Annotated in this window: 19 protein-coding genes; 14 read left to right on the top strand and 5 right to left on the bottom strand. The window is 59.4% G+C overall.

The window, feature by feature from the left end; genetic code table 11:
• The first annotated feature begins 19 nt into the window (after window positions 1–19).
• From V6F78_RS07175 to V6F78_RS07145, 7 genes are all read left to right on the top strand, one after another.
• The gene (locus tag V6F78_RS07175) at window positions 20–1,030 is read left to right on the top strand and encodes a sulfate ABC transporter substrate-binding protein (RefSeq protein ID WP_047279602.1); all 1,011 of its coding nucleotides are present in this window, start codon (window positions 20–22) and stop codon (window positions 1,028–1,030) included.
• Window positions 1,031–1,121: 91 nt separating this feature from the next.
• Window positions 1,122–1,940, top strand: coding sequence for a sulfate ABC transporter permease subunit CysT (cysT, locus tag V6F78_RS07170; RefSeq protein ID WP_047278882.1), 819 nt, complete (start codon window positions 1,122–1,124; stop codon window positions 1,938–1,940).
• Between the two features lie 13 nt (window positions 1,941–1,953).
• Entirely contained in the window at window positions 1,954–2,826 is an 873-nt protein-coding gene (gene cysW, locus V6F78_RS07165; RefSeq protein ID WP_047279603.1) for a sulfate ABC transporter permease subunit CysW, read from the top strand.
• A gap of 3 nt (window positions 2,827–2,829) precedes the next feature.
• On the top strand, window positions 2,830–3,819 hold the full coding sequence (locus tag V6F78_RS07160; RefSeq protein ID WP_047278886.1) for a sulfate/molybdate ABC transporter ATP-binding protein: 990 nt from the start codon (window positions 2,830–2,832) through the stop codon (window positions 3,817–3,819).
• 198 nt (window positions 3,820–4,017) lie between these two features.
• The gene (locus V6F78_RS07155; protein ID WP_047296447.1) at window positions 4,018–4,650 is read left to right on the top strand and encodes a CDP-alcohol phosphatidyltransferase family protein; all 633 of its coding nucleotides are present in this window, start codon (window positions 4,018–4,020) and stop codon (window positions 4,648–4,650) included.
• Window positions 4,637–5,236 (top strand): lysophospholipid acyltransferase family protein, encoded by a 600-nt coding sequence (locus V6F78_RS07150; protein WP_070412886.1) that lies wholly within the window; start codon window positions 4,637–4,639, stop codon window positions 5,234–5,236. The genes V6F78_RS07155 and V6F78_RS07150 overlap by 14 nt, the downstream gene beginning before the upstream one ends.
• The gene (locus tag V6F78_RS07145; RefSeq protein WP_047278895.1) at window positions 5,233–6,177 is read left to right on the top strand and encodes a phosphatidate cytidylyltransferase; all 945 of its coding nucleotides are present in this window, start codon (window positions 5,233–5,235) and stop codon (window positions 6,175–6,177) included. Before V6F78_RS07150 ends, V6F78_RS07145 begins: the two co-directional genes overlap by 4 nt.
• A gap of 48 nt (window positions 6,178–6,225) precedes the next feature.
• On the opposite strand, the gene V6F78_RS07140 is transcribed toward V6F78_RS07145, so the two are convergent.
• Window positions 6,226–6,504 (bottom strand): YheV family putative zinc ribbon protein, encoded by a 279-nt coding sequence (locus tag V6F78_RS07140; protein ID WP_047296443.1) that lies wholly within the window; start codon window positions 6,502–6,504, stop codon window positions 6,226–6,228.
• Window positions 6,501–8,579 carry an oligopeptidase A gene (gene prlC / locus V6F78_RS07135; RefSeq protein WP_169839490.1) on the bottom strand — a complete coding sequence of 693 codons (2,079 nt, stop codon included), beginning with the start codon at window positions 8,577–8,579 and terminating at the stop codon, window positions 6,501–6,503. Before prlC ends, V6F78_RS07140 begins: the two co-directional genes overlap by 4 nt.
• A 75-nt stretch (window positions 8,580–8,654) precedes the next feature.
• Between prlC and V6F78_RS07130 the strand changes: the two genes are divergently transcribed.
• Both V6F78_RS07130 and V6F78_RS07125 read left to right on the top strand, forming a co-directional pair.
• The gene (locus V6F78_RS07130) at window positions 8,655–9,203 is read left to right on the top strand and encodes a gamma carbonic anhydrase family protein (protein WP_047296441.1); all 549 of its coding nucleotides are present in this window, start codon (window positions 8,655–8,657) and stop codon (window positions 9,201–9,203) included.
• Between the two features lie 32 nt (window positions 9,204–9,235).
• Window positions 9,236–9,880, top strand: coding sequence for an HAD family hydrolase (locus tag V6F78_RS07125; RefSeq protein ID WP_169862255.1), 645 nt, complete (start codon window positions 9,236–9,238; stop codon window positions 9,878–9,880).
• 45 nt (window positions 9,881–9,925) lie between these two features.
• Here the strand turns inward: V6F78_RS07125 and V6F78_RS07120 are convergent, their stop codons facing one another.
• From V6F78_RS07120 to V6F78_RS07110, 3 genes are read right to left on the bottom strand one after another with little or no spacing between them, the layout of a single operon-like run.
• The gene (locus V6F78_RS07120) at window positions 9,926–10,405 is read right to left on the bottom strand and encodes an Mpo1 family 2-hydroxy fatty acid dioxygenase (RefSeq protein WP_332726916.1); all 480 of its coding nucleotides are present in this window, start codon (window positions 10,403–10,405) and stop codon (window positions 9,926–9,928) included.
• A 46-nt stretch (window positions 10,406–10,451) separates the two neighbouring features.
• Window positions 10,452–11,267: an ABC transporter ATP-binding protein gene (locus V6F78_RS07115; RefSeq protein WP_047279608.1), complete on the bottom strand. Its 816-nt coding sequence runs from the start codon at window positions 11,265–11,267 to the stop codon at window positions 10,452–10,454.
• Entirely contained in the window at window positions 11,264–12,850 is a 1,587-nt protein-coding gene (locus V6F78_RS07110; protein ID WP_332726915.1) for an ABC transporter permease, read from the bottom strand. Before V6F78_RS07110 ends, V6F78_RS07115 begins: the two co-directional genes overlap by 4 nt.
• Before the next feature lie 308 nt (window positions 12,851–13,158).
• On the opposite strand from V6F78_RS07110, the gene V6F78_RS07105 reads away from it, so the two are divergent.
• The 5 genes from V6F78_RS07105 to V6F78_RS07085 all read left to right on the top strand — a co-directional run bounded on the left by V6F78_RS07105 (window position 13,159) and on the right by V6F78_RS07085 (window position 17,869).
• Window positions 13,159–13,992 carry an ABC transporter substrate-binding protein gene (locus tag V6F78_RS07105; RefSeq protein ID WP_314399061.1) on the top strand — a complete coding sequence of 278 codons (834 nt, stop codon included), beginning with the start codon at window positions 13,159–13,161 and terminating at the stop codon, window positions 13,990–13,992.
• A gap of 135 nt (window positions 13,993–14,127) precedes the next feature.
• Window positions 14,128–14,709 (top strand): alpha/beta hydrolase, encoded by a 582-nt coding sequence (locus tag V6F78_RS07100; protein ID WP_048375230.1) that lies wholly within the window; start codon window positions 14,128–14,130, stop codon window positions 14,707–14,709.
• Window positions 14,710–14,759: 50 nt separating this feature from the next.
• Complete coding sequence (locus V6F78_RS07095; protein ID WP_094991009.1) at window positions 14,760–15,656, top strand: sigma 54-interacting transcriptional regulator; 897 nt, start codon at window positions 14,760–14,762, stop codon at window positions 15,654–15,656.
• Window positions 15,657–15,815: 159 nt separating this feature from the next.
• Window positions 15,816–16,598, top strand: a complete 783-nt coding sequence (locus tag V6F78_RS07090) for a MetQ/NlpA family ABC transporter substrate-binding protein (protein ID WP_047278933.1) — start codon at window positions 15,816–15,818, stop codon at window positions 16,596–16,598.
• 146 nt (window positions 16,599–16,744) lie between these two features.
• On the top strand, window positions 16,745–17,869 hold the full coding sequence (locus V6F78_RS07085; RefSeq protein WP_332726914.1) for an RHS repeat-associated core domain-containing protein: 1,125 nt from the start codon (window positions 16,745–16,747) through the stop codon (window positions 17,867–17,869).
• Window positions 17,870–18,023 lie beyond the last annotated feature (154 nt).

The raw sequence follows: 18,023 nt of genomic DNA, 5'->3' as shown, positions 1-18,023 counted from the left end.
CTGCTCTGGAGCCTCACCTATGTCCCTACGCCGTTACGCTTTGGCCGCGCTGGCCAGTGCCATTTTTGCGGGTTCTGCCGTGGCCAAAGATTACGAGTTGTTGAACGTTTCCTACGATCCAACCCGTGAGCTGTATCAGGATTACAACGCTGAATTCACTCAGTTCTGGCAGCAAAGCCATCCCGGCGACACAGTCAAAATCCAGCAATCCCATGGGGGCTCGGGCAAACAGGCCCGTGGCGTGATCGATGGCCTGCGCGCTGACGTGGTGACCCTGGCGTTGGCAGGTGACATCGACGAAATCGCCAAGTTGGGTAAAACGCTGCCGGATAACTGGCAAACCCGCCTTCCGGACGCGAGCACCCCGTACACCTCGACCATCGTGTTCCTGGTGCGCAAGGGCAACCCTAAAGGCATCAAGGACTGGAACGACCTGACCAAAGACGGCGTGTCGGTGATTACACCGAACCCGAAAACCAGTGGCGGCGCACGCTGGAACTTCCTCGCGGCCTATGCCTACGGCCTCAAGGCCAATGGTGGCGACGAAACCAAAGCCAAGGCCTATGTAGAAAAACTGTTCCAGCATGTGCCTGTGCTGGACACCGGCGCGCGCGGCTCGACCATCACCTTCGTCAACAACGGTCAGGGTGACGTGCTGCTGGCGTGGGAAAACGAAGCCTTTTTGGCGCTCAAAGAAGATGGCGGGGCAGACAAGTTCGACATCGTCGTGCCTTCACTGTCGATTCTGGCCGAGCCTCCGGTCGCCGTGGTCGACAAAAACGCGGACAAAAAAGGCAACGCCGAGATCGCAAAAGCCTACCTCGAACACCTGTACAGCCCGGCCGGTCAGGAAATTGCTGCAAAAAATTTCTACCGCCCGCGTGATGAGAAGGTCGCGGCCAAATACGCACAACAGTTTCCGAAGCTGGACCTTGTGACTATCGACAAAGACTTCGGTGGCTGGAAGACTGCCCAACCGAAATTCTTCAATGACGGTGGCGTGTTCGACCAGATCTATCAGGCGCAATAATCTGTGGGGCGGGCCTTTTAGGTATCGCTGAAAGCTAGAACATTAAGCCCGCAATCGGTTTGCGGGCTTCGTGCGTTAAACAAGGACTTTTATGTCGCGTCGTATCTCCCCCGTCATACCCGGCTTCGGGCTGACACTGGGCTACACCTTGGTGTATCTCAGCCTGATTGTGCTGATCCCCCTGGCCGCCATGTTCGTGCATGCCGCCCAGCTGACCTGGGACCAGTTTTGGGCCATCGTCACCGCCCCTCGCGTACTGGCCGCGCTCAAATTGAGCTTCGGTACTGCCTTTGTTGCAGCACTGATCAACGGCATCATCGGCACCGTGCTGGCCTGGGTGCTGGTGCGCTACACCTTCCCGGGGCGCAAGGTCATCGATGCCATGATCGACCTGCCTTTCGCGCTGCCGACCGCGGTCGCCGGTATCGCCCTGACCGCGCTTTACGCCCCCAACGGCTGGATTGGCCAGTTCGCCACCGACCTGGGTTTCAAAATCGCCTACACCCCGATGGGTATCACCCTGGCACTGACCTTCGTCACGCTGCCGTTCGTGGTGCGCACCGTCCAGCCGGTGCTGGCTGATATCCCGCGTGAGGTCGAAGAAGCTGCCGCGTGCCTGGGCGCCAAACCCTTGCAAGTGTTCCGCCACATTCTGGTGCCCGCGTTGTTGCCCGCCTGGCTCACCGGCTTCGCACTGGCCTTCGCCCGCGGCGTTGGCGAGTACGGCTCCGTAATTTTCATCGCCGGCAACATGCCGATGAAAACCGAGATCCTGCCGCTGCTGATCATGGTCAAGCTGGACCAATACGACTACACCGGTGCCACGGCCATTGGCGTGATGATGCTGGTGGTTTCCTTCATTTTGCTGCTGCTGATCAACCTGATTCAGCGCCGCATCGAAACCCCTTGAAGGAGGCGTCACCATGTCCAACTCCACTTTGAACGCAGCCTCCGTCGCCAACGCCGCCCGCCGTGGCAGCCCGCTGTCGCGTCGGGTACTGATTGCCTTTGGTTGGTTGTTCTTCGTCGTCTTCCTGCTGTTGCCTCTGCTGATCGTGGTTTCTCAGGGCCTGAAACTGGGCTTCGGCGCGTTCTTCGACGCCATCCTTGAACCCGATGCCCTGTCGGCCCTGAAACTGACCGTGATCGCCGTCGCGATTTCGGTGCCGCTCAACGTGGTCTTCGGCGTCAGTGCGGCCTGGTGCGTGAGCAAATACAGCTTCCGCGGCAAAAGCATCCTCGTCACCCTGATCGACCTGCCGTTCTCGGTGTCGCCGGTGATCGCCGGTCTGGTCTACGTGCTGATGTTCGGTGCGCAGGGCTTTTTCGGTGAGTGGCTGCAAGACCATGACATCCAGATTGTGTTCGCACTGCCAGGCATCGTGCTGGCGACCATTTTTGTCACCGTGCCCTTCGTGGCGCGCGAACTGATCCCGCTGATGCAGGAGCAGGGCACGCAAGAAGAAGAAGCCGCACGCCTGCTGGGCGCCAACGGCTGGCAGATGTTCTGGCACGTCACGGTGCCCAATATCAAATGGGGCCTGATCTACGGCGTGGTGCTGTGTACCGCGCGGGCGATGGGCGAATTCGGTGCAGTGTCGGTGGTGTCCGGGCACATTCGCGGGGTGACCAACACCCTGCCGCTGCACGTCGAGATTCTCTACAACGAATACAACCACGTTGCCGCCTTCGCCGTGGCCACCCTGTTGCTGATCCTGGCGCTCTTCATCCTGCTGCTCAAGCAGTGGAGCGAATCCCGTATTAACCGCCTGCGCGCCAGCGCCGCAGAGGAATAAAGCATGTCGATCGAAGTTCGTAACGTCAGCAAAAACTTCAACGCCTTCAAGGCGCTGGACCGCATCAATCTGGACATCCAGAGTGGCGAGCTGGTGGCTTTGCTGGGGCCGTCGGGCTGCGGCAAAACCACGTTGCTGCGCATCATTGCCGGCCTGGAAACCCCGGACGAAGGCAACATCGTGTTCCACGGCGAAGACGTCTCCGGCCATGACGTGCGTGATCGCAACGTCGGGTTTGTGTTCCAGCATTACGCGCTGTTCCGCCACATGACGGTGTTTGACAACGTCGCGTTCGGCCTGCGCATGAAGCCGAAAAAGGAACGCCCGAGCGAAAGCCGGATTGCCGAAAAAGTCCACGAACTGCTGAATATGGTGCAACTGGACTGGTTATCCGACCGTTACCCGGAGCAACTGTCAGGCGGCCAGCGTCAACGTATTGCCCTGGCCCGCGCCCTGGCGGTTGAGCCTAAAGTGCTGTTGCTGGACGAACCTTTCGGCGCCCTGGATGCCAAGGTGCGTAAAGAGCTGCGCCGCTGGTTGGCGCGCCTGCACGAAGACATCAACCTGACATCGGTGTTCGTCACCCACGACCAGGAAGAAGCGATGGAAGTCGCGGACCGCATCGTGGTCATGAACAAAGGCGTGATCGAGCAGATCGGCTCCCCGGGTGACGTCTATGAAAACCCGGCCAGCGACTTTGTCTACCACTTCCTGGGCGACTCCAACCGCCTGCACATCGGTGAAGACCAACACGTCCTGTTCCGTCCGCACGAAGTGTCGTTGTCACGCCATGAGATTGAAGAACACCACGCCGCCCAGGTACGCGACATCCGTCCGCTGGGCGCGACCACTCGCGTGACCTTGAAGGTTGAGGGGCAAAGCGAGTTGATCGAAGTAGAAGTGGTCAAAGACCATGACAGCCTGACCGATCTGACCCGTGGCGAGACGTTGTTCTTCAAACCGAAGGTGTGGCAGAAGCACTCTAGCCTGTAACGTTCGCGCGCCCCACCAAAGCCTGACGTCTCTCGACGCTCAGGCTTTTTTTAGGCGTTTGAACACTACTTCTGCACCTAAACACCTACAAAACTATCGGCTACTTCTCTCGCAAGTTACCCATCGGCCCCGACATAGCTATCCGACTTTCGCACTTAAAGTCCGCCTCTTCTCTCACAGCAAGATGCAAGGATTCGCATGAAGGAAAACCGAAGGCCCATCAAGGCACGCGCCTCCAAATGGGCGACGGGCATCACAGATGCCTTGCTCAAAAGAAATATCTCTCCCAACCAGATTTCAATCGCCAGCGTGGTCTTTGCGTTAGCCGGTGCCAGCCTGTTGATCGTGGACAACGGGGTCATGGGGTCGATCGCGTGTGCGCTCTTTATTCAACTGCGCCTGCTGTGCAATCTGCTCGATGGCATGGTGGCGATAGAGGGTGGAAAACAATCCAGCCTCGGCAGTCTGTACAACGAATTTCCGGATCGCGTGGCCGACAGTGTGCTCATCGTCGGGCTTGGCTATGCCATCGGTTATTCAGACCTTGGATGGTTTGGCGCCCTGGCTGCAGCCCTGACCGCCTATGTCAGGGTTTTTGGCGGTTCGATTGGCCTCACTCAGTGCTTTAAAGGGCCCATGGCCAAACAGCACCGGATGGCACTGATGACGGGCGCCCTCTTATTCAATGCGATTGAAACGGCCGTTTATGGCACGCACCTCGCGCTAGTGGCCACCCTGTTCATCATCGTTATCGGCTCGCTTATCACCTGCGGCACACGAACGCTCGCTATCGTCAGACAGCTAAAGGAAAACGCCCATGTGGATCAGTAACGCTCTGATTTCAGTGCTTCGTGTCCTGATTGGTGTGAACGCCCGCTGGGAGAGCCCTCCCGACCTGACCCGCCAGCGCATCTATTTCGCCAACCACACCAGCCATATGGACACACTGGCCATCATTGCGGCCCTCCCGCAAGAGGCTCGCCTTAATGTGAAGCCGGTGGCCGCAGCCGACTATTGGGGCAAGAACGCATTTCTTTCGTACATTTCAAAAAAAGGGCTGAATGCCGTATTGATTGAGCGTAAGCCAGACGCCGGTAAACCCGCGCTGGAGCCCATATTCGACGTGCTGCACGCCGGGCACTCCATCATTTTCTTTCCGGAAGGAACGCGCTCCTGCCAAGCCCTGCCGGGCGATTTCAAATCGGGTCTGTTCCGGTTGAGCGAAACGTTCCCAGATGTCGACTTGGTGCCCGTTTATTTGGAAAACCTTCATCGCTCAATGCCTAAAGGCAAACATTTCCCCCTGCCCATTATCTGCACCATCAGGATCGGCAATCCGCTGCCCACCATCGCTGGCGAAGAGAAACAGCTATTCCTTGAGCGGGCGCGCGATGCCATCGTGAGGTTATCCAAATGACATTTGAAACCAAGTTTCTGTGGTTCTTTGCCGGGCTTGCCAGTCTGCTGGTCATCGCCTCGATCATCGGTCATGTACTGGCCAGGCGCGCGACCACCGAGCATGGCGTGGAAACGGTCGAAAACCTGAATCAGCGTGTGAATGCGTGGTGGGGGATGGTGATTGTTTTCTTTACCTCCTACCTGCTCGGCAGTCATGCAACCGTCATTCTTTTCGGTTTCATTTCTCTGTTAGCGCTCCGAGAGTTCATCACGTTGGCCCCCACCAAAAGAGGCGACCATAACGCGCTGTTTGTCGCCTTTTTCATCCTTATACCGCTGCAATATGTGCTGATCGCTACCCACTGGTATTCGATGTTTACGCTATTGATCCCGGTGTATGCCTTTCTACTGCTACCCGCGATTGCGGTACTGAGTCAGGACACCGACGGGTTTTTGGAGCGCACGGCAAAAATCCAGTGGGGGGTGATGATCTGCATTTTCTGCATTAGCCACGCACCCGCGCTGTTAATGCTGGATCTGGAGGGGTTTGAGGGGCAAAACGCGTTGCTGTTGTTCTATATGGTGTTTGTGGTGCAGATGAGTGATGTCCTGCAGTACGTGTTTGGCAAGCTCTTTGGCAAACACAAAGTCGCGCCACAGGTCAGTCCGTCAAAAACCGTTGAGGGTCTGGTGGGCGGCGGTCTGGCGGCGACCCTGATTGGCGGGGGCATGTTTTGGCTGACCCCCTTCAATTTTTGGCAATCACTGTTGATGGCCTTTGTGATCGTGGTGATGGGGTTTGTCGGCGGGCTGGTCATGTCAGCCATCAAGCGAAGCCTGAGCGCCAAAGATTGGGGCACATTGATCAAAGGCCACGGCGGGATGCTCGACAGAATGGACTCGGTTTGCTTTGCGGCGCCGATCTTCTTTCACCTGACACGCTACTTCTTCTCGGCCTAAAAGCCGCCCTGTGGTCGCACCGCAATAGCGACCACAGGGCGTTTGGCGTTAAGGCTTTTTCAACTTCGGATTGGGAAAGAATTGCACCGCCTGAACCTTGGGATCAGGCGTTTTATTCAAGGCCGAGGTATTGACCCGCGTCCCCAATTCCTTGGGTATCGACAGGCCTTGCTCATTCAAGGTGTCCGAATAACCGCATGCCACACATTCGCGGTGTGGCACGTCGTTTTCATTCCACATCATCAATTTGTCAGGCTCGCTACACGCCGGGCAAACCGCCCCGGCGATAAAGCGTTTTTTGGTTTTGATCACGGGTGCATCGCTCATGCTGCCGAACCCTCGGTCAGGCCGCTGTGACGCAACAGCGCGTCAATCGATGGCTCACGGCCACGGAAATCCTTGAACAGCTCCATCGGCGCTTTGGAACCCCCGCGGGCCAGAATCGCCTGACGGAATGCCTTGCCGGTGTGCGGGTTGAACACGCCTTCTTCTTCAAAGCGCGAGAACGCGTCCGCCGACAGCACTTCGGCCCACTTGTAGCTGTAATAGCCCGCCGCGTAACCGCCCGCGAAGATGTGCGCAAAGCTGTTCGGGAAGCGGTTATACGCCGGTGGGCGCATGACCGAAACCTCATCGCGGATGCCGTCGAGCACTTGAGCCACGCTGCGGCCGTCACCGTGGGTGGCGTGCAGTTCGAAGTCGAACAGCGAGAATTCCAGCTGGCGAACCATCATCAGGCCGGACTGGAAATTCTTGGCCGCGAGCATTTTTTGCAGCAAGTCTTGCGGCAAAGCTTCGCCGGTTTCGTAGTGACCGGAAATCAGCGCCAGGCCTTCAGGCTCCCAGCACCAGTTTTCCATGAACTGACTCGGCAGCTCGACCGCATCCCACGCCACGCCATTGATGCCGGACACGCCCGAGTGTTCGATCTCGGTCAGCATGTGGTGCAAGCCGTGACCGAACTCGTGGAACAGGGTGGTCACTTCGTCGTGTGTCAGCAAAGCAGGCTTGCCCGCCACTGCCGGGGTGAAGTTGCACACCAGGTTCGCCACCGGGCTTTGCAACACGCCAGCCGCCGTGCGGCGACGATCGCGGGCGCCGTCCATCCACGCACCGCCGCGCTTGTTGGCGCGGGCGTACAGGTCAAAGAAGAAACGTCCGATGTGCTGGCCGTTTTCCTTGATTTCAAACAGGCGAACGTCCGGGTGCCAGGTGTCGAAACCTTTGAGTTCAACGATGTCGATGCCGTACAGGGTATGCACGATGTCGAACAGGCCCTTGAGCACTTTGTCGATCGGGAAGTAAGCGCGCAGGGTTTCCTGAGACACGCTGTAGCGCTGCTCGCGCAGCTTCTCGCCGAAGAATCCGGTGTCCCAGCTTTTGAGTTCCGGGCAGCCCTGTTCGGCGGCATAGGCTTTCAGCTGCTCCAGGTCACGCGCGGCAAACGGCTTGCTGCGCTTGGCCAGATCACGCAGGAAGGTCAGCACCTGGTCCGGGGTCTCGGCCATTTTGGTGGCCAGGCTCAGCTCGGCAAAACTGCCGAAGCCCAGCAATTGCGCCAACTCCTGGCGCAGGTCGAGGATTTCTTCCATCACCGGGCCGTTATCGAACGTACCGGCATTCGGGCCTTGATCCGATGCGCGGGTGCAGTACGCCGCGTAGACTTCTTCGCGCAGCGCGCGGTCTTCGGCGTAGGTCATGACTGGGTAGTAGCTCGGGAATTCGAGGGTAATCAGCCAGCCGCCCAGCCCTTTGGCTTGAGCCGCTGCCGCCATTTGCGCCTTGGCCGACTCGGTCAGGCCCGCCAGGGCCGCTTCGTCAGTGATGTGCTTGGTCCAGGCTTGCGTGGCGTCCAGCAGTTGGTTGGAAAACTTGCTGCCCAGCTCGGACAGCTTGCTCTGCACCTCGGCGTAGCGCTTTTGCTTGTCGTGCGGCAGGTCGATACCCGACAGACGGAAGTCGCGCAGCGAGTGCTCCAGAATGGTCAGTTGCGCCTGATCGAAGTCAGCGACGTGCGGGCTGTGCGCGAGGGCTTCGAACGCTTGGAACAGCTCGCGGTTCTGGCCCATCTCGGTCGAATAGGCACTCAAGGCAGGCAAACATGCCTCGTAGGCAGCCCGCAGTTCGGCGCTGTTACACACGGCATTGAGGTGGCTGACCGGGCTCCAGGCAGCGCCCAGCCGGTCGTTCAGCTCATCCATGGCCAGCACCAGACCTTCCCATGTCGGGTTTTGGCCTTGGTCTTGAAGAATTTTTTCGATGCCGGCGCGGTTGTCAGCGAGGATCTGCTCGATGGCCGGCTGCACGTGCTCAGGACGGATCGCCGAGAACGGCGGCAGGTCGTAGGGCTGCAATAGAGGGTTGTTCTCGCTCACGTTAAGCACCTTGGCTGGAAGAAACATTGGGCCATCTTAATTACAATCGCCGCAGTCCGCAGCCCTGTGACGCCCTATTACTGCTAAAGAAGGAAGCTATTTGTGTCCATCCGTCCGTTCCAGCAGCACACCCCCGCATTGGGCGAACGCGCCTTCGTTGACCGTTCGGCCGTGGTGATCGGCGATGTCGAGATCGGCGCCGACAGCTCCGTCTGGCCACTGACCGTAATTCGCGGCGACATGCACCGCATCCGTATCGGCGCGCGCACCAGCGTGCAAGACGGCTGCGTGCTGCACATCACCCACGCCGGGCCGTTCAACCCCGACGGGTTCCCGCTGCTGATCGGGGACGACGTGACCCTCGCGCACAAAGTCATGCTGCATGGCTGTACCGTGGGCAACCGCGTGCTGATCGGCATGGGCAGCATCGTGATGGACGGCGCCGTCATTGAGGACGATGTCATCGTGGGCGCAGGCAGCCTGGTGCCACCCGGCAAGCGTCTGGACAGCGGTTTTCTGTACGTTGGCAGCCCGGTCAGGCCAGTGCGTGCGCTGACCGACAAGGAAAAGGCCTTCTTCACCTACAGCGCTGGCAACTACGTCAAACTCAAGGACCAACACTTGGCCGAAGGCTACCACCAGCCCGTTTGAGCCTCTTCAAGATCACGGCTTAGGAGCCTTGCATGCATTACCAAAACGTATTGTTCGACCTTGATGGCACGTTGACTGACCCGCGAGAAGGCATTACCCGTTCAATTCAGTACGGCCTGAGCAAAATGGGCATCGACGAACCTGACCTGAGCAAACTGGAACACTTCATTGGCCCGCCTTTGCTGCAAGCGTTCATGGCCACCTATGGCTTTGACGAGGCCCGTGCCTGGGAAGCCATGGGCTTTTACCGCGAGCGGTTTGCCGTGACCGGGCTGTATGAAAACCACGTGTTTGACGGTGTGACGCCGTTGCTGGAAGAGCTGGTCGGCCAAGGTCGGCAGCTGTTTATCGCCACCTCCAAGCCGCAAGTGTATGCCCGCGAAATCGCGCGTCACTTTGACTTCGCCCGCCACTTCAAAGTGATTTACGGCAGCGAGCTGGACGGCACGCGCACCCATAAAGTCGAGCTGATCCGCCACTTGCTGACCGAGCAAGGCCTCGACCCGGCCCAGACCTTGATGATCGGCGACCGCAAGCACGACCTGATCGGCGCCCGGGAAAATGGCCTGGATGCCGCCGCCGTTGGGTATGGCTTTGGCAGTTTTGAAGAGCTGAGCGCGTTCGCGCCCACGTACCACTTCCAGACTCTGGTGCAACTGCATCAGGCGTTCAGGTAAAGGCGCTGCCGAGGTTGGGCGGGGGGGCAGGCCCCGCTCAACGCATCAGCGGCTGCGTTGCTCGATCGCCTGCTGCAAATCCTTGCGCCAGCCCAGCAAAAAGCCCAATTCCACCACCACAAACAAAGGGCCGACGATCAACCCGGTCACGTCATCGATGAACGCCGGTTTGCGGCCTTCGTAGTAATGCCCCACGAACTGAATCACCCACCCCAGCACAAACAAGCCGACGCCCCAGCCCAGCCACAGCCCCGTGCTCAGGGCGGCGAGCCGATAACCGAGCCACACCGCCAACCCCATCAATACCGTCATCAGCAACCCGAGCCGTCGCTCAAGTCGCAGATAAAACACCGCGCAGGCCACCATCAGCACCAACGCTGGCGAGATGACGGCCCACTGCGGGCGTGACAGCAGCGTCGCCACCGCAATCACGATCAGCGGAATGCCGACAAAGTGGCTCAGGATATTGCGCGTATCGCGGTGATACGCGGCGTACTGGCTCAAATGCTCGACGAGGGTTTTCATGGCGCCGCCTTTGGGATGAACGAACAACCCAGTGTAGGCGCTTGCCTCACACCGCGATAAAGGCCAAGGGCACATCACGCACCTGAATGGGCGCAACCGGCGTGTAGTGATCCGCGTGGGTCAGCTCATGCAGCAGCTCTTCGCGCAGTTGATGAAACGCAAAGCTGGCGCGTTGACGCGGGTGCGGCAGGTCAACGTTGACCACCTGTTTGATCCGGCCCGGACGCGGCTCAAGCACCACCACGCGGTCAGCCAAAAATATCGCTTCTTCCACGTCGTGGGTCACCAGCACCGTGGTGATTTTCGCCCGTGCCCGAATTGCCAGCAGCTCATCCTGCATGTGCTGACGGGTCAGGGCATCCAGCGCGCCGAACGGCTCGTCCAGCAGCAGAATCCGTGGGCTGGCCACCAACCCGCGAGCAATCGCCACACGTTGCGCCATGCCGCCCGACAACTGATGCGGAAGGGCGCGGGCGAAATCCGTCAAACCCACCAATTCGATGAACGCCGCCACCCGCTGACGGCGCTCCACGGGGCTGAGCGCTTCGTTGACCAGCCCCAGGCCGATGTTGTCCTCCACGCTGAGCCACGGGAACAACCGGTGCTCCTGAAACACAATCCCGCGTTCACTGCCCACGCCCGTGACCGGCTTGCCATCGACTTCAATCGTGCCGTGAAAGTCGGTGTCCAGCCCCACCAGCAGGCGCAGCAAAGTCGACTTGCCGCAGCCACTGGACCCGACGATGGCGACAAACTCACCTTCAGCGATTTGCACGTTGAAATCACGGATGGCTTCCAGTGCCGCGCCATCCACCTCGAAGGTTTTGCCCACGTGGTTAAAACTGACAATCGGTGCGTTCATGCGTGTCTCCAGCGCGTTGCGCGACGTTCCAGGCCTTGGCCAATCAGGTTCAAAGCGGCGCCGGTCAGGCCGACCAGCAGCATGCCGCTGAAGATCGTGTCCATGCGCAGCAGTTGTTGCGCACCGATCATCAGGCTGCCGATGCCGCCGTTGGACGGCATGAAATATTCCGCGCCGATGGTGCCGAGCCACGCATAGATCAGGCTCAGGCGCAGCCCGGCGAAGATCCCCGGCGCGGCCCCCGGCAAGACCAACACGCGCACGCGCTGCCACAGGCTCAGACGCATCACCTGCGCGGCCTCTCGCAGCAGGGGCGAAAGCGTCGCTACGCTGCGTTGGGTGGCAATAAACAGCGGAAAAAAAGCAGCCAGAGCAACGAACGCCCACTTCGACAACTCGCCCAGGCCAAACCATGCCGTGAGCAGCGGCACCCATGCGAAAATCGCAATCTGGCGCAAGGCCGACAAGCTCGGCCCGAGCAACCGCTCACTGACACGCGACATCCCCAGCAGCACGCCCAGGCCAAACCCCAAACCGCCCCCCATCACCAGGCCACCCAGCGTGCGTTTCAGGCTCAAGGCCAGCGCCGTGGGCAAACTGCCGTCAACCAGCCCGGTCCAGGTGCTCTGCAACACCGCCAGCGGGCTGAGCAAAATCTGCGGGTCGACCCACTGCAACGCCACTGCCAGTTGCCACACCCCGAACAACCCCAGCGGCAACCACCAGGACTCCAGGCGCTGCCAGCCTTGAGCACGGAGGCCACGCGCCAATTGGGCGGTGGCCGCATGGGGCCAGTGCACCCATTTTTTATCCAGCCAGCCGATACCGCGGTCCATCACCCCGATCACCGCGATGCACACAAACACGATGTCGAGCATAAACAGCTGCCGCGCATACACCATCAGATAGCCGATGCCTTCGCTGGACGCCAGCAACTCCACCGCCAGTAACGACGTCCAGCCCGTGGCCAGCGCCAGCCGTAACCCGGACATGAAGCCGGGCAGGGCCGCCGGGATAATCAGGCGCCGCAACCGTACCGTCAGCGGCAAGCGCAACACCTGCGCGGCCTCGCGCAACGCGGGCTGGGCATCGCGCACGCCGATTAACGTGTGCAGGGTGACGGGCACCACGATGGCCTTGATCAGCACCACCAGTTTGAGCACTTCACCGATGCCGAAAAACACCATGAACAGGGGAATCCACGCCAACGTCGGGATTTGCGCCAGTGCGCTGAAGGTCGGCAGCACCACGCGCTCGGCGCGGCGGCTCAATCCCATCACCGCCCCCAGCACCGCACCGATGCTCACCCCCGCCAGCAACCCCACCAACAGGCGCTGCAAGCTGATGGCCAAATGTGCCCACAGCTCGCCGGAACCCAGTTCCAGCGCGCTTTGCCACACCAGCGAAGGCGGCGGCAGGATTTGCTCGCTCATCCATTGATTGCGGCTCGCCAGCCACCACAAAGCCAGCAAGCTGAACGGCACAATCCAGGGCAAAACCCGTTGATTGAAAGGGGGTAACCACACCTTGAACCCCAGCGGCGGGGCGGTCATCGGTGAATTGAGCAGCGAAGCCTTAGTCATCGCAGACCTCCGTTGTCGGCTGTGTGGGCGTTATCAAACCGGTTGTAGATATTTCCGTCTGATCTATAAAACGCTAAAAAGCTGCCTATCGGTGATAAGCACTGCTCTTTATGGCCTGTCTTTGCGCAGGCTTCCAATGCAATGCATGAATATTTTCAGTGCGATTCATGCATACCTGGCCAGCACCCGCAGGCTGCAACGCTTATTCCTTTTGGTTACTAAGTTGTGAACTCTTAGTATTTATTGTCCTGAAAATCTTCTGCCTACTTTTTGCTCCTCAAAGCCCGCCGCCTTCAGGAGCTGCAACCATGCCCATCCCGTTCAAACGCGCTTTGCGCCGCCTCGCCGCCCCCACACTCATTGGCGTGCTGGGCTACTTGCCCTGGCTGGCGCAGGCTGAGGACCTGAAACACATCCGCATCGCCGTGCCCGACCTGAGCGCTGGCGCGCAACACAGTGGTGGCGGTATCAGCGACGTCCTGCGCAGCCAGCAACTGCTGGAAAAAGCCTTTGCCGAAGACGGCGTCACCATCGACTGGAAATACTTCAAAGGCGCAGGGCCAGTGATCAACGAAGCGTTCGCCAATGGCCAGGTCGACTTCGCTTACCTGGCCGATCTGGCGGCCATCATCGGCAAAGCCAATGGTCTGGACACCCGCCTGTTGAGCGCGGCGGCACGGGGCAACAAGCAATACCTGGCCGTGGTGCCAGGCTCGGGGATCAAAACCCTGCACGACCTCAAGGGCAAACGTGTCGGCCTGTTCCGTGGCACCGCGACCCAACTGTCGTTCGACGCCGCGTTGGCCAGCGTGGGCCTGAGCGAGAAGGACCTGAAAGTCATCAACCTGGACTTCAACGCCGCCGTGGCAGCCCTGGCCGCCCAACAGATCGATGCCTCGTGGGGCGGCTCCAACCTCAGCTCGCTGCAGGCCAAAGGCCTGGCCGAGATCCCGTTGACCACCAAAGATTTAAACAACGCAGGCAGCGTCCAAAGCGTACTAGTAGGCGCCAAGGCCCGAGACCCTGACATCCACGTGCAGTTACAGGCCGATGAAGGGGTGAACTACGGCGAAGTGGCGCGGGCCATGGCCTCCATTGAACGGGCGGGCATTACCAAAGTGTCGGTGATAACGGCGCGTTGAAATCCGTGCACAGCGCAGCAGAACGCGCCTGCTAAGCAGTTTTAGTTATTAATAAATAGCTTCTTATTCCTTAGCGAATCTAAAAGCCGTCCCTATACTGACCCGGTAACACACCCAAGCAGGAGGCGCACACCCATGGGCAACGAGTCGATTCGCTATCTGATAGTGCCGGGCTGGCAAGGTTCGTCCGACGATCATTGGCAAACCCACTGGCAGAACAGCCTGCCCAACGGTGCCCGTGTGGAACAGGCTGACTGGTTGACGCCACGTCGCGAAGACTGGATCGCGGCCCTGGCCGAAGCGATTGCCGCCGACAGCACGCCGGTGATTCTGATTGCCCATAGCCTGGGTTGCATCACCGTGGCGCATTGGGCCGAGCGGGCACCTGCCAGCCTGTTGAGCCAGGTGCGTGGCGCGCTGCTGGTGGCGCCGGCCGATGTCGAACGCCCGGCCTGTGCGCCCGCCCTGCGTAACTTTGCACCGATTCCAACGCGGCCTTTGCCGTTCCCGAGCCAGATCGTCAGTTCCGATAACGACCCGGCCGTGAGCGCCCCCAGGGCGATGGAGTTTGCCCGCCAGTGGGCCGCGGAGATCGGGATCATCAGCGGCGCCGGGCACATCAACGTCAAGTCCGGGCATCAGCGCTGGGAGCAAGGTTTCGCCTTTTTGTATCGCCTGCAAACCCGCATAGAGCACGACGCCCTGCGCCGCGCATGATTTTTCTGTAACGCCCGCGCCCTCCCTGCGGCGGCGGGCGGGAGCCTGCCATGAGCCTGCATGAAACTTTCGGTCAGCCGCTGCTGACGTTTCCCGACGCTGAAAAAAGCCCGCTGAGCATTCGCGCCAAGGCGCTGGTGTTTGTCGACCCGCGCTCACGCCAATTGCGCAACGACCTCGAACTGTTGGCGCCGCGTTCGCTGCCCGTGCTGATCCGGGGCGAGACCGGCACCGGCAAGGAACTGCTGGCCCGCCACATCCATCGCGCCAGCGACCGCACCGGTTTGTTCGTGTCGGTGAACTGCGGCGCGATCAGCCCGACCTACGCCGACGCCGAGCTGTTTGGTTACGCCGCCGGGGCCCACAGCAGTTCTGCCAGCAGTCGCGCGGGGTGGTTCGGGTCGGCCAATGGCGGCACCTTGTACTTGGACGAGATCGGGGATTTGCCGCTGGCGATTCAGATCAAGCTGCTGGCCGCGCTGGAAAACCACGAAGTCACCCGCGTGGGCGCGCATCAACCCAACCCGGTGGATGTGCGGCTGGTGGCCGCCACCAGCATCGATCTGGCGCAGGCGGTCGCGGCGGGCAAGTTCCATGAACGGCTGTATCACTATTTGAGCGAAGGACGGCTGGACTTGCCGGCCTTGCGCGAACGGCCGGGGGATATTCTGTCGCTGGCCGAATACTTTTTAGGCATCTACAGCCAGCGGCTGAACCTGAGCGTGCCTTTTATCAGCGACAGCACACAGCGTGTACTGGAGCGCCACAGTTGGCCGGGCAACACCCGCGAGCTGGAGAACGTGATCCATTTTGCGTTGCTGGTGAGTGCCGGTGAGGAGATCCAGCCCGAGCATTTGAACCTGCCGGATGCGCTGAGCCAGATCGAACGGTTCATCAAGGGCGCCACCGAACAGGAACGGGCGGCGCTCAAAGAGTGGCTGCGGTAGGGCCAGCGCCGCCGCGTGCCTCAACCGAGACTGTAAATAACCAATTGATATAAGAGCCAGATTAAAAATTATTATTAGGGAATAAAGAATCTCGGTATTGTCGGCTCCGTCATCCAAATCAAGCCGTCATTCGAACGGCCACGTACGTAGGGGCATTGCATGAAAAAGGTTCTGTTGTTTACCGCATTGGCGGCTGCTTTGACGGCAGGCCTGGCACAGGCTGGCGAGAAACTGGTGGTGGCTGCAACCCCGGTTCCCCACGCCGAAATCCTTGAACTGATCAAACCGGCCCTCGCCAAAGAAGGTGTGGACCTGGACATCAAAGTCTTCACCGACTACGTGCAACCCAACGTGCAGGTCGATCAGAAGCGTCTGGACGCCAACTATTTCCAGACCCTGCCGTACTTGCAGAGCTTCAACGAAGGGAAAGGCACTCACCTTGAAACCGTGATCGGCGTTCACGTTGAACCGTTTGGCGGTTACTCAAAGAAAGTTAAATCGCTGGCCGAACTCAAAGACGGCGCAACCATCGCGATCCCTAACGAAGGCAGCAACAGCGGCCGTGCGTTGATCCTGCTGCAAAAGGCCGGTTTGATCGAACTCAAAGACCCGACCAACGCCGTCGCGACGCCGAAAGACATCGCCAAAAACCCGCACAACTTCAAGTTCAAAGAGCTTGAGTCCGCCATGTTGCCGCGGGTGCTGGATCAGGTCGACCTGGACATGATCAACACCAATTACGCACTGGAAGCAGGCCTGAACCCGGCTAAAGATGCCTTGCTGATTGAAGGTTCAGACTCGCCTTACGTGAACTACCTGGTGGCACGCCCTGACAACAAGAACAGCGAAGCGATCCAGAAGCTGGCCAAAGCCCTGACCAGCCCTGAAGTCAAAGCGTTCATTGAGAAGAAATACAACGGTGCCGTGCTGCCCGCGTTTTAACCCGCGCCGCGTCACCGCAAACGCCGACGGCTTGCACAGCGTCGGCGTTTTTTATGGTTTGTCACACACACTAGCAACATCGATAGGTAGGCGACGTGTGTTTTAAGGTGAATGCTGCAGGTCTTTAAAACAAGCCAGCACACCCTATGACCTGCGTCCGCTATCGCTACGATCCTCTGGATCGCCTGATCGCCAACCAAGTGGACACCACCCCGTCCGTGCAGCACTTTTATAACCGCGAGCGTTTAAGCACTCGGCTGCAAGGCGATCAGGGCCAGTCGGTCTTTCACTATCAAAACCAACTCTTGGCAACGGCAGACACCACCGGCAAACAGCTACTGGTGACCAACCTGCAACGCAGCGTTTTGCACACGCTCAGTGCTGACGGCAGTCACGCGTCAGGGTATGGCCCTTATGGCTATCCATCAGCTCAACATGGCCAGCAGAGTCTGTTGGGGTTTAACGGAGAATTGCCTGACCCTGTTACCGGGCACTATCTGCTCGGCAATGGCCATCGAGCCTTCAACCCCGTGTTAATGCGCTTTAATAGCCCGGACCGATTAAGCCCGTTTGGCGCGGGGGGGATCAACGCCTATGCCTATTGCAAAGGGGACCCGGTGAATCGGGTAGACCCCAGCGGGCGATTACCCCTGAACGCTATCCTTTCTATAGCACTCGCATCTCTCTCCTTGGCTCATGTCATCAATGGGGCCGTGCCCGGTATCGGGTTTTGGAGCGCACTCAAAAACCTGAAAAACAAACCCCTCTCGGTCGCTGCCTTGGCGAAAGTCGCCGGTACAGGAGTGGGACTCACAGCCAGTGTCGTCGGTTTGAGCCGGCAGGTGGTGGCATCCAAGGGGGAGGGGGATGACGATAATGCACTGCTTTGGGCAACGCTGGGCCTCTCGGCACTGGGTTTAGCGGCAGGTATTGGTGCTAACGCGTTCGGCTGGAAAGCGATGCGCCAACAGGCCAGACAGGCCAGACTGGCAAAAGCCAAGGCGGCCTATGTGGATACCCTCGATGATCTTAATGAAATCCAACAGGGCTTCGGAACCCGATCATCCGTGTCTAACAGCGCTACGCCCGCCTCATCAGCAAGCGTCTCAAGATCCTCTTCGTCGGCAGGGGCTCGCCCTGAGCTTTCAGCACCGCCCCAAGAGGAGGTTCCTCTGGGCTATGTCAGAAATCAGGAAAAACAAAATAATGTGTTGAAAGAGCTGGCCAATATCCAGACGACCGCTGGAAAGATCAGACGAAGCACCCTTTAATCTGCGCACTGCCCTCCCGGAAAGTCCCGCCACCCTGCGAACGACCCACCCCATCATGTGTTCCCATCGATGGATAACGCGCTAACGGGTCAACGCCAGCGGCTTTCATATGGGCGACTTCCTACAAAGAAACAAACATGATTACCTGTCACCA

The sequence above is a fragment of the Pseudomonas sp. ESBL9 genome, assembly GCF_036668715.1.
Classification (GTDB): Bacteria; Pseudomonadota; Gammaproteobacteria; order Pseudomonadales; family Pseudomonadaceae; genus Aquipseudomonas; species Aquipseudomonas lundensis.
Note: the sequence above shows the minus strand (reverse complement) of the source record. Positions and strands in the feature narration are given on the sequence as shown.

Coding starts and splice junctions, on each gene's coding strand:
- V6F78_RS07175 (WP_047279602.1), top strand. CDS start 20: ATGTCCCTACGCCGTTACGCTTTGGCCGCGCTGGCCAGTGCCATTTTT.
- cysT (WP_047278882.1), top strand. CDS start 1,122: ATGTCGCGTCGTATCTCCCCCGTCATACCCGGCTTCGGGCTGACACTG.
- cysW (WP_047279603.1), top strand. CDS start 1,954: ATGTCCAACTCCACTTTGAACGCAGCCTCCGTCGCCAACGCCGCCCGC.
- V6F78_RS07160 (WP_047278886.1), top strand. CDS start 2,830: ATGTCGATCGAAGTTCGTAACGTCAGCAAAAACTTCAACGCCTTCAAG.
- V6F78_RS07155 (WP_047296447.1), top strand. CDS start 4,018: ATGAAGGAAAACCGAAGGCCCATCAAGGCACGCGCCTCCAAATGGGCG.
- V6F78_RS07150 (WP_070412886.1), top strand. CDS start 4,637: ATGTGGATCAGTAACGCTCTGATTTCAGTGCTTCGTGTCCTGATTGGT.
- V6F78_RS07145 (WP_047278895.1), top strand. CDS start 5,233: ATGACATTTGAAACCAAGTTTCTGTGGTTCTTTGCCGGGCTTGCCAGT.
- V6F78_RS07140 (WP_047296443.1), bottom strand. CDS start 6,504: ATGAGCGATGCACCCGTGATCAAAACCAAAAAACGCTTTATCGCCGGG.
- prlC (WP_169839490.1), bottom strand. CDS start 8,579: ATGTTTCTTCCAGCCAAGGTGCTTAACGTGAGCGAGAACAACCCTCTA.
- V6F78_RS07125 (WP_169862255.1), top strand. CDS start 9,236: ATGCATTACCAAAACGTATTGTTCGACCTTGATGGCACGTTGACTGAC.
- V6F78_RS07120 (WP_332726916.1), bottom strand. CDS start 10,405: ATGAAAACCCTCGTCGAGCATTTGAGCCAGTACGCCGCGTATCACCGC.
- V6F78_RS07115 (WP_047279608.1), bottom strand. CDS start 11,267: ATGAACGCACCGATTGTCAGTTTTAACCACGTGGGCAAAACCTTCGAG.
- V6F78_RS07110 (WP_332726915.1), bottom strand. CDS start 12,850: ATGACTAAGGCTTCGCTGCTCAATTCACCGATGACCGCCCCGCCGCTG.
- V6F78_RS07105 (WP_314399061.1), top strand. CDS start 13,159: ATGCCCATCCCGTTCAAACGCGCTTTGCGCCGCCTCGCCGCCCCCACA.
- V6F78_RS07100 (WP_048375230.1), top strand. CDS start 14,128: ATGGGCAACGAGTCGATTCGCTATCTGATAGTGCCGGGCTGGCAAGGT.
- V6F78_RS07095 (WP_094991009.1), top strand. CDS start 14,760: ATGAGCCTGCATGAAACTTTCGGTCAGCCGCTGCTGACGTTTCCCGAC.
- V6F78_RS07090 (WP_047278933.1), top strand. CDS start 15,816: ATGAAAAAGGTTCTGTTGTTTACCGCATTGGCGGCTGCTTTGACGGCA.
- V6F78_RS07085 (WP_332726914.1), top strand. CDS start 16,745: ATGACCTGCGTCCGCTATCGCTACGATCCTCTGGATCGCCTGATCGCC.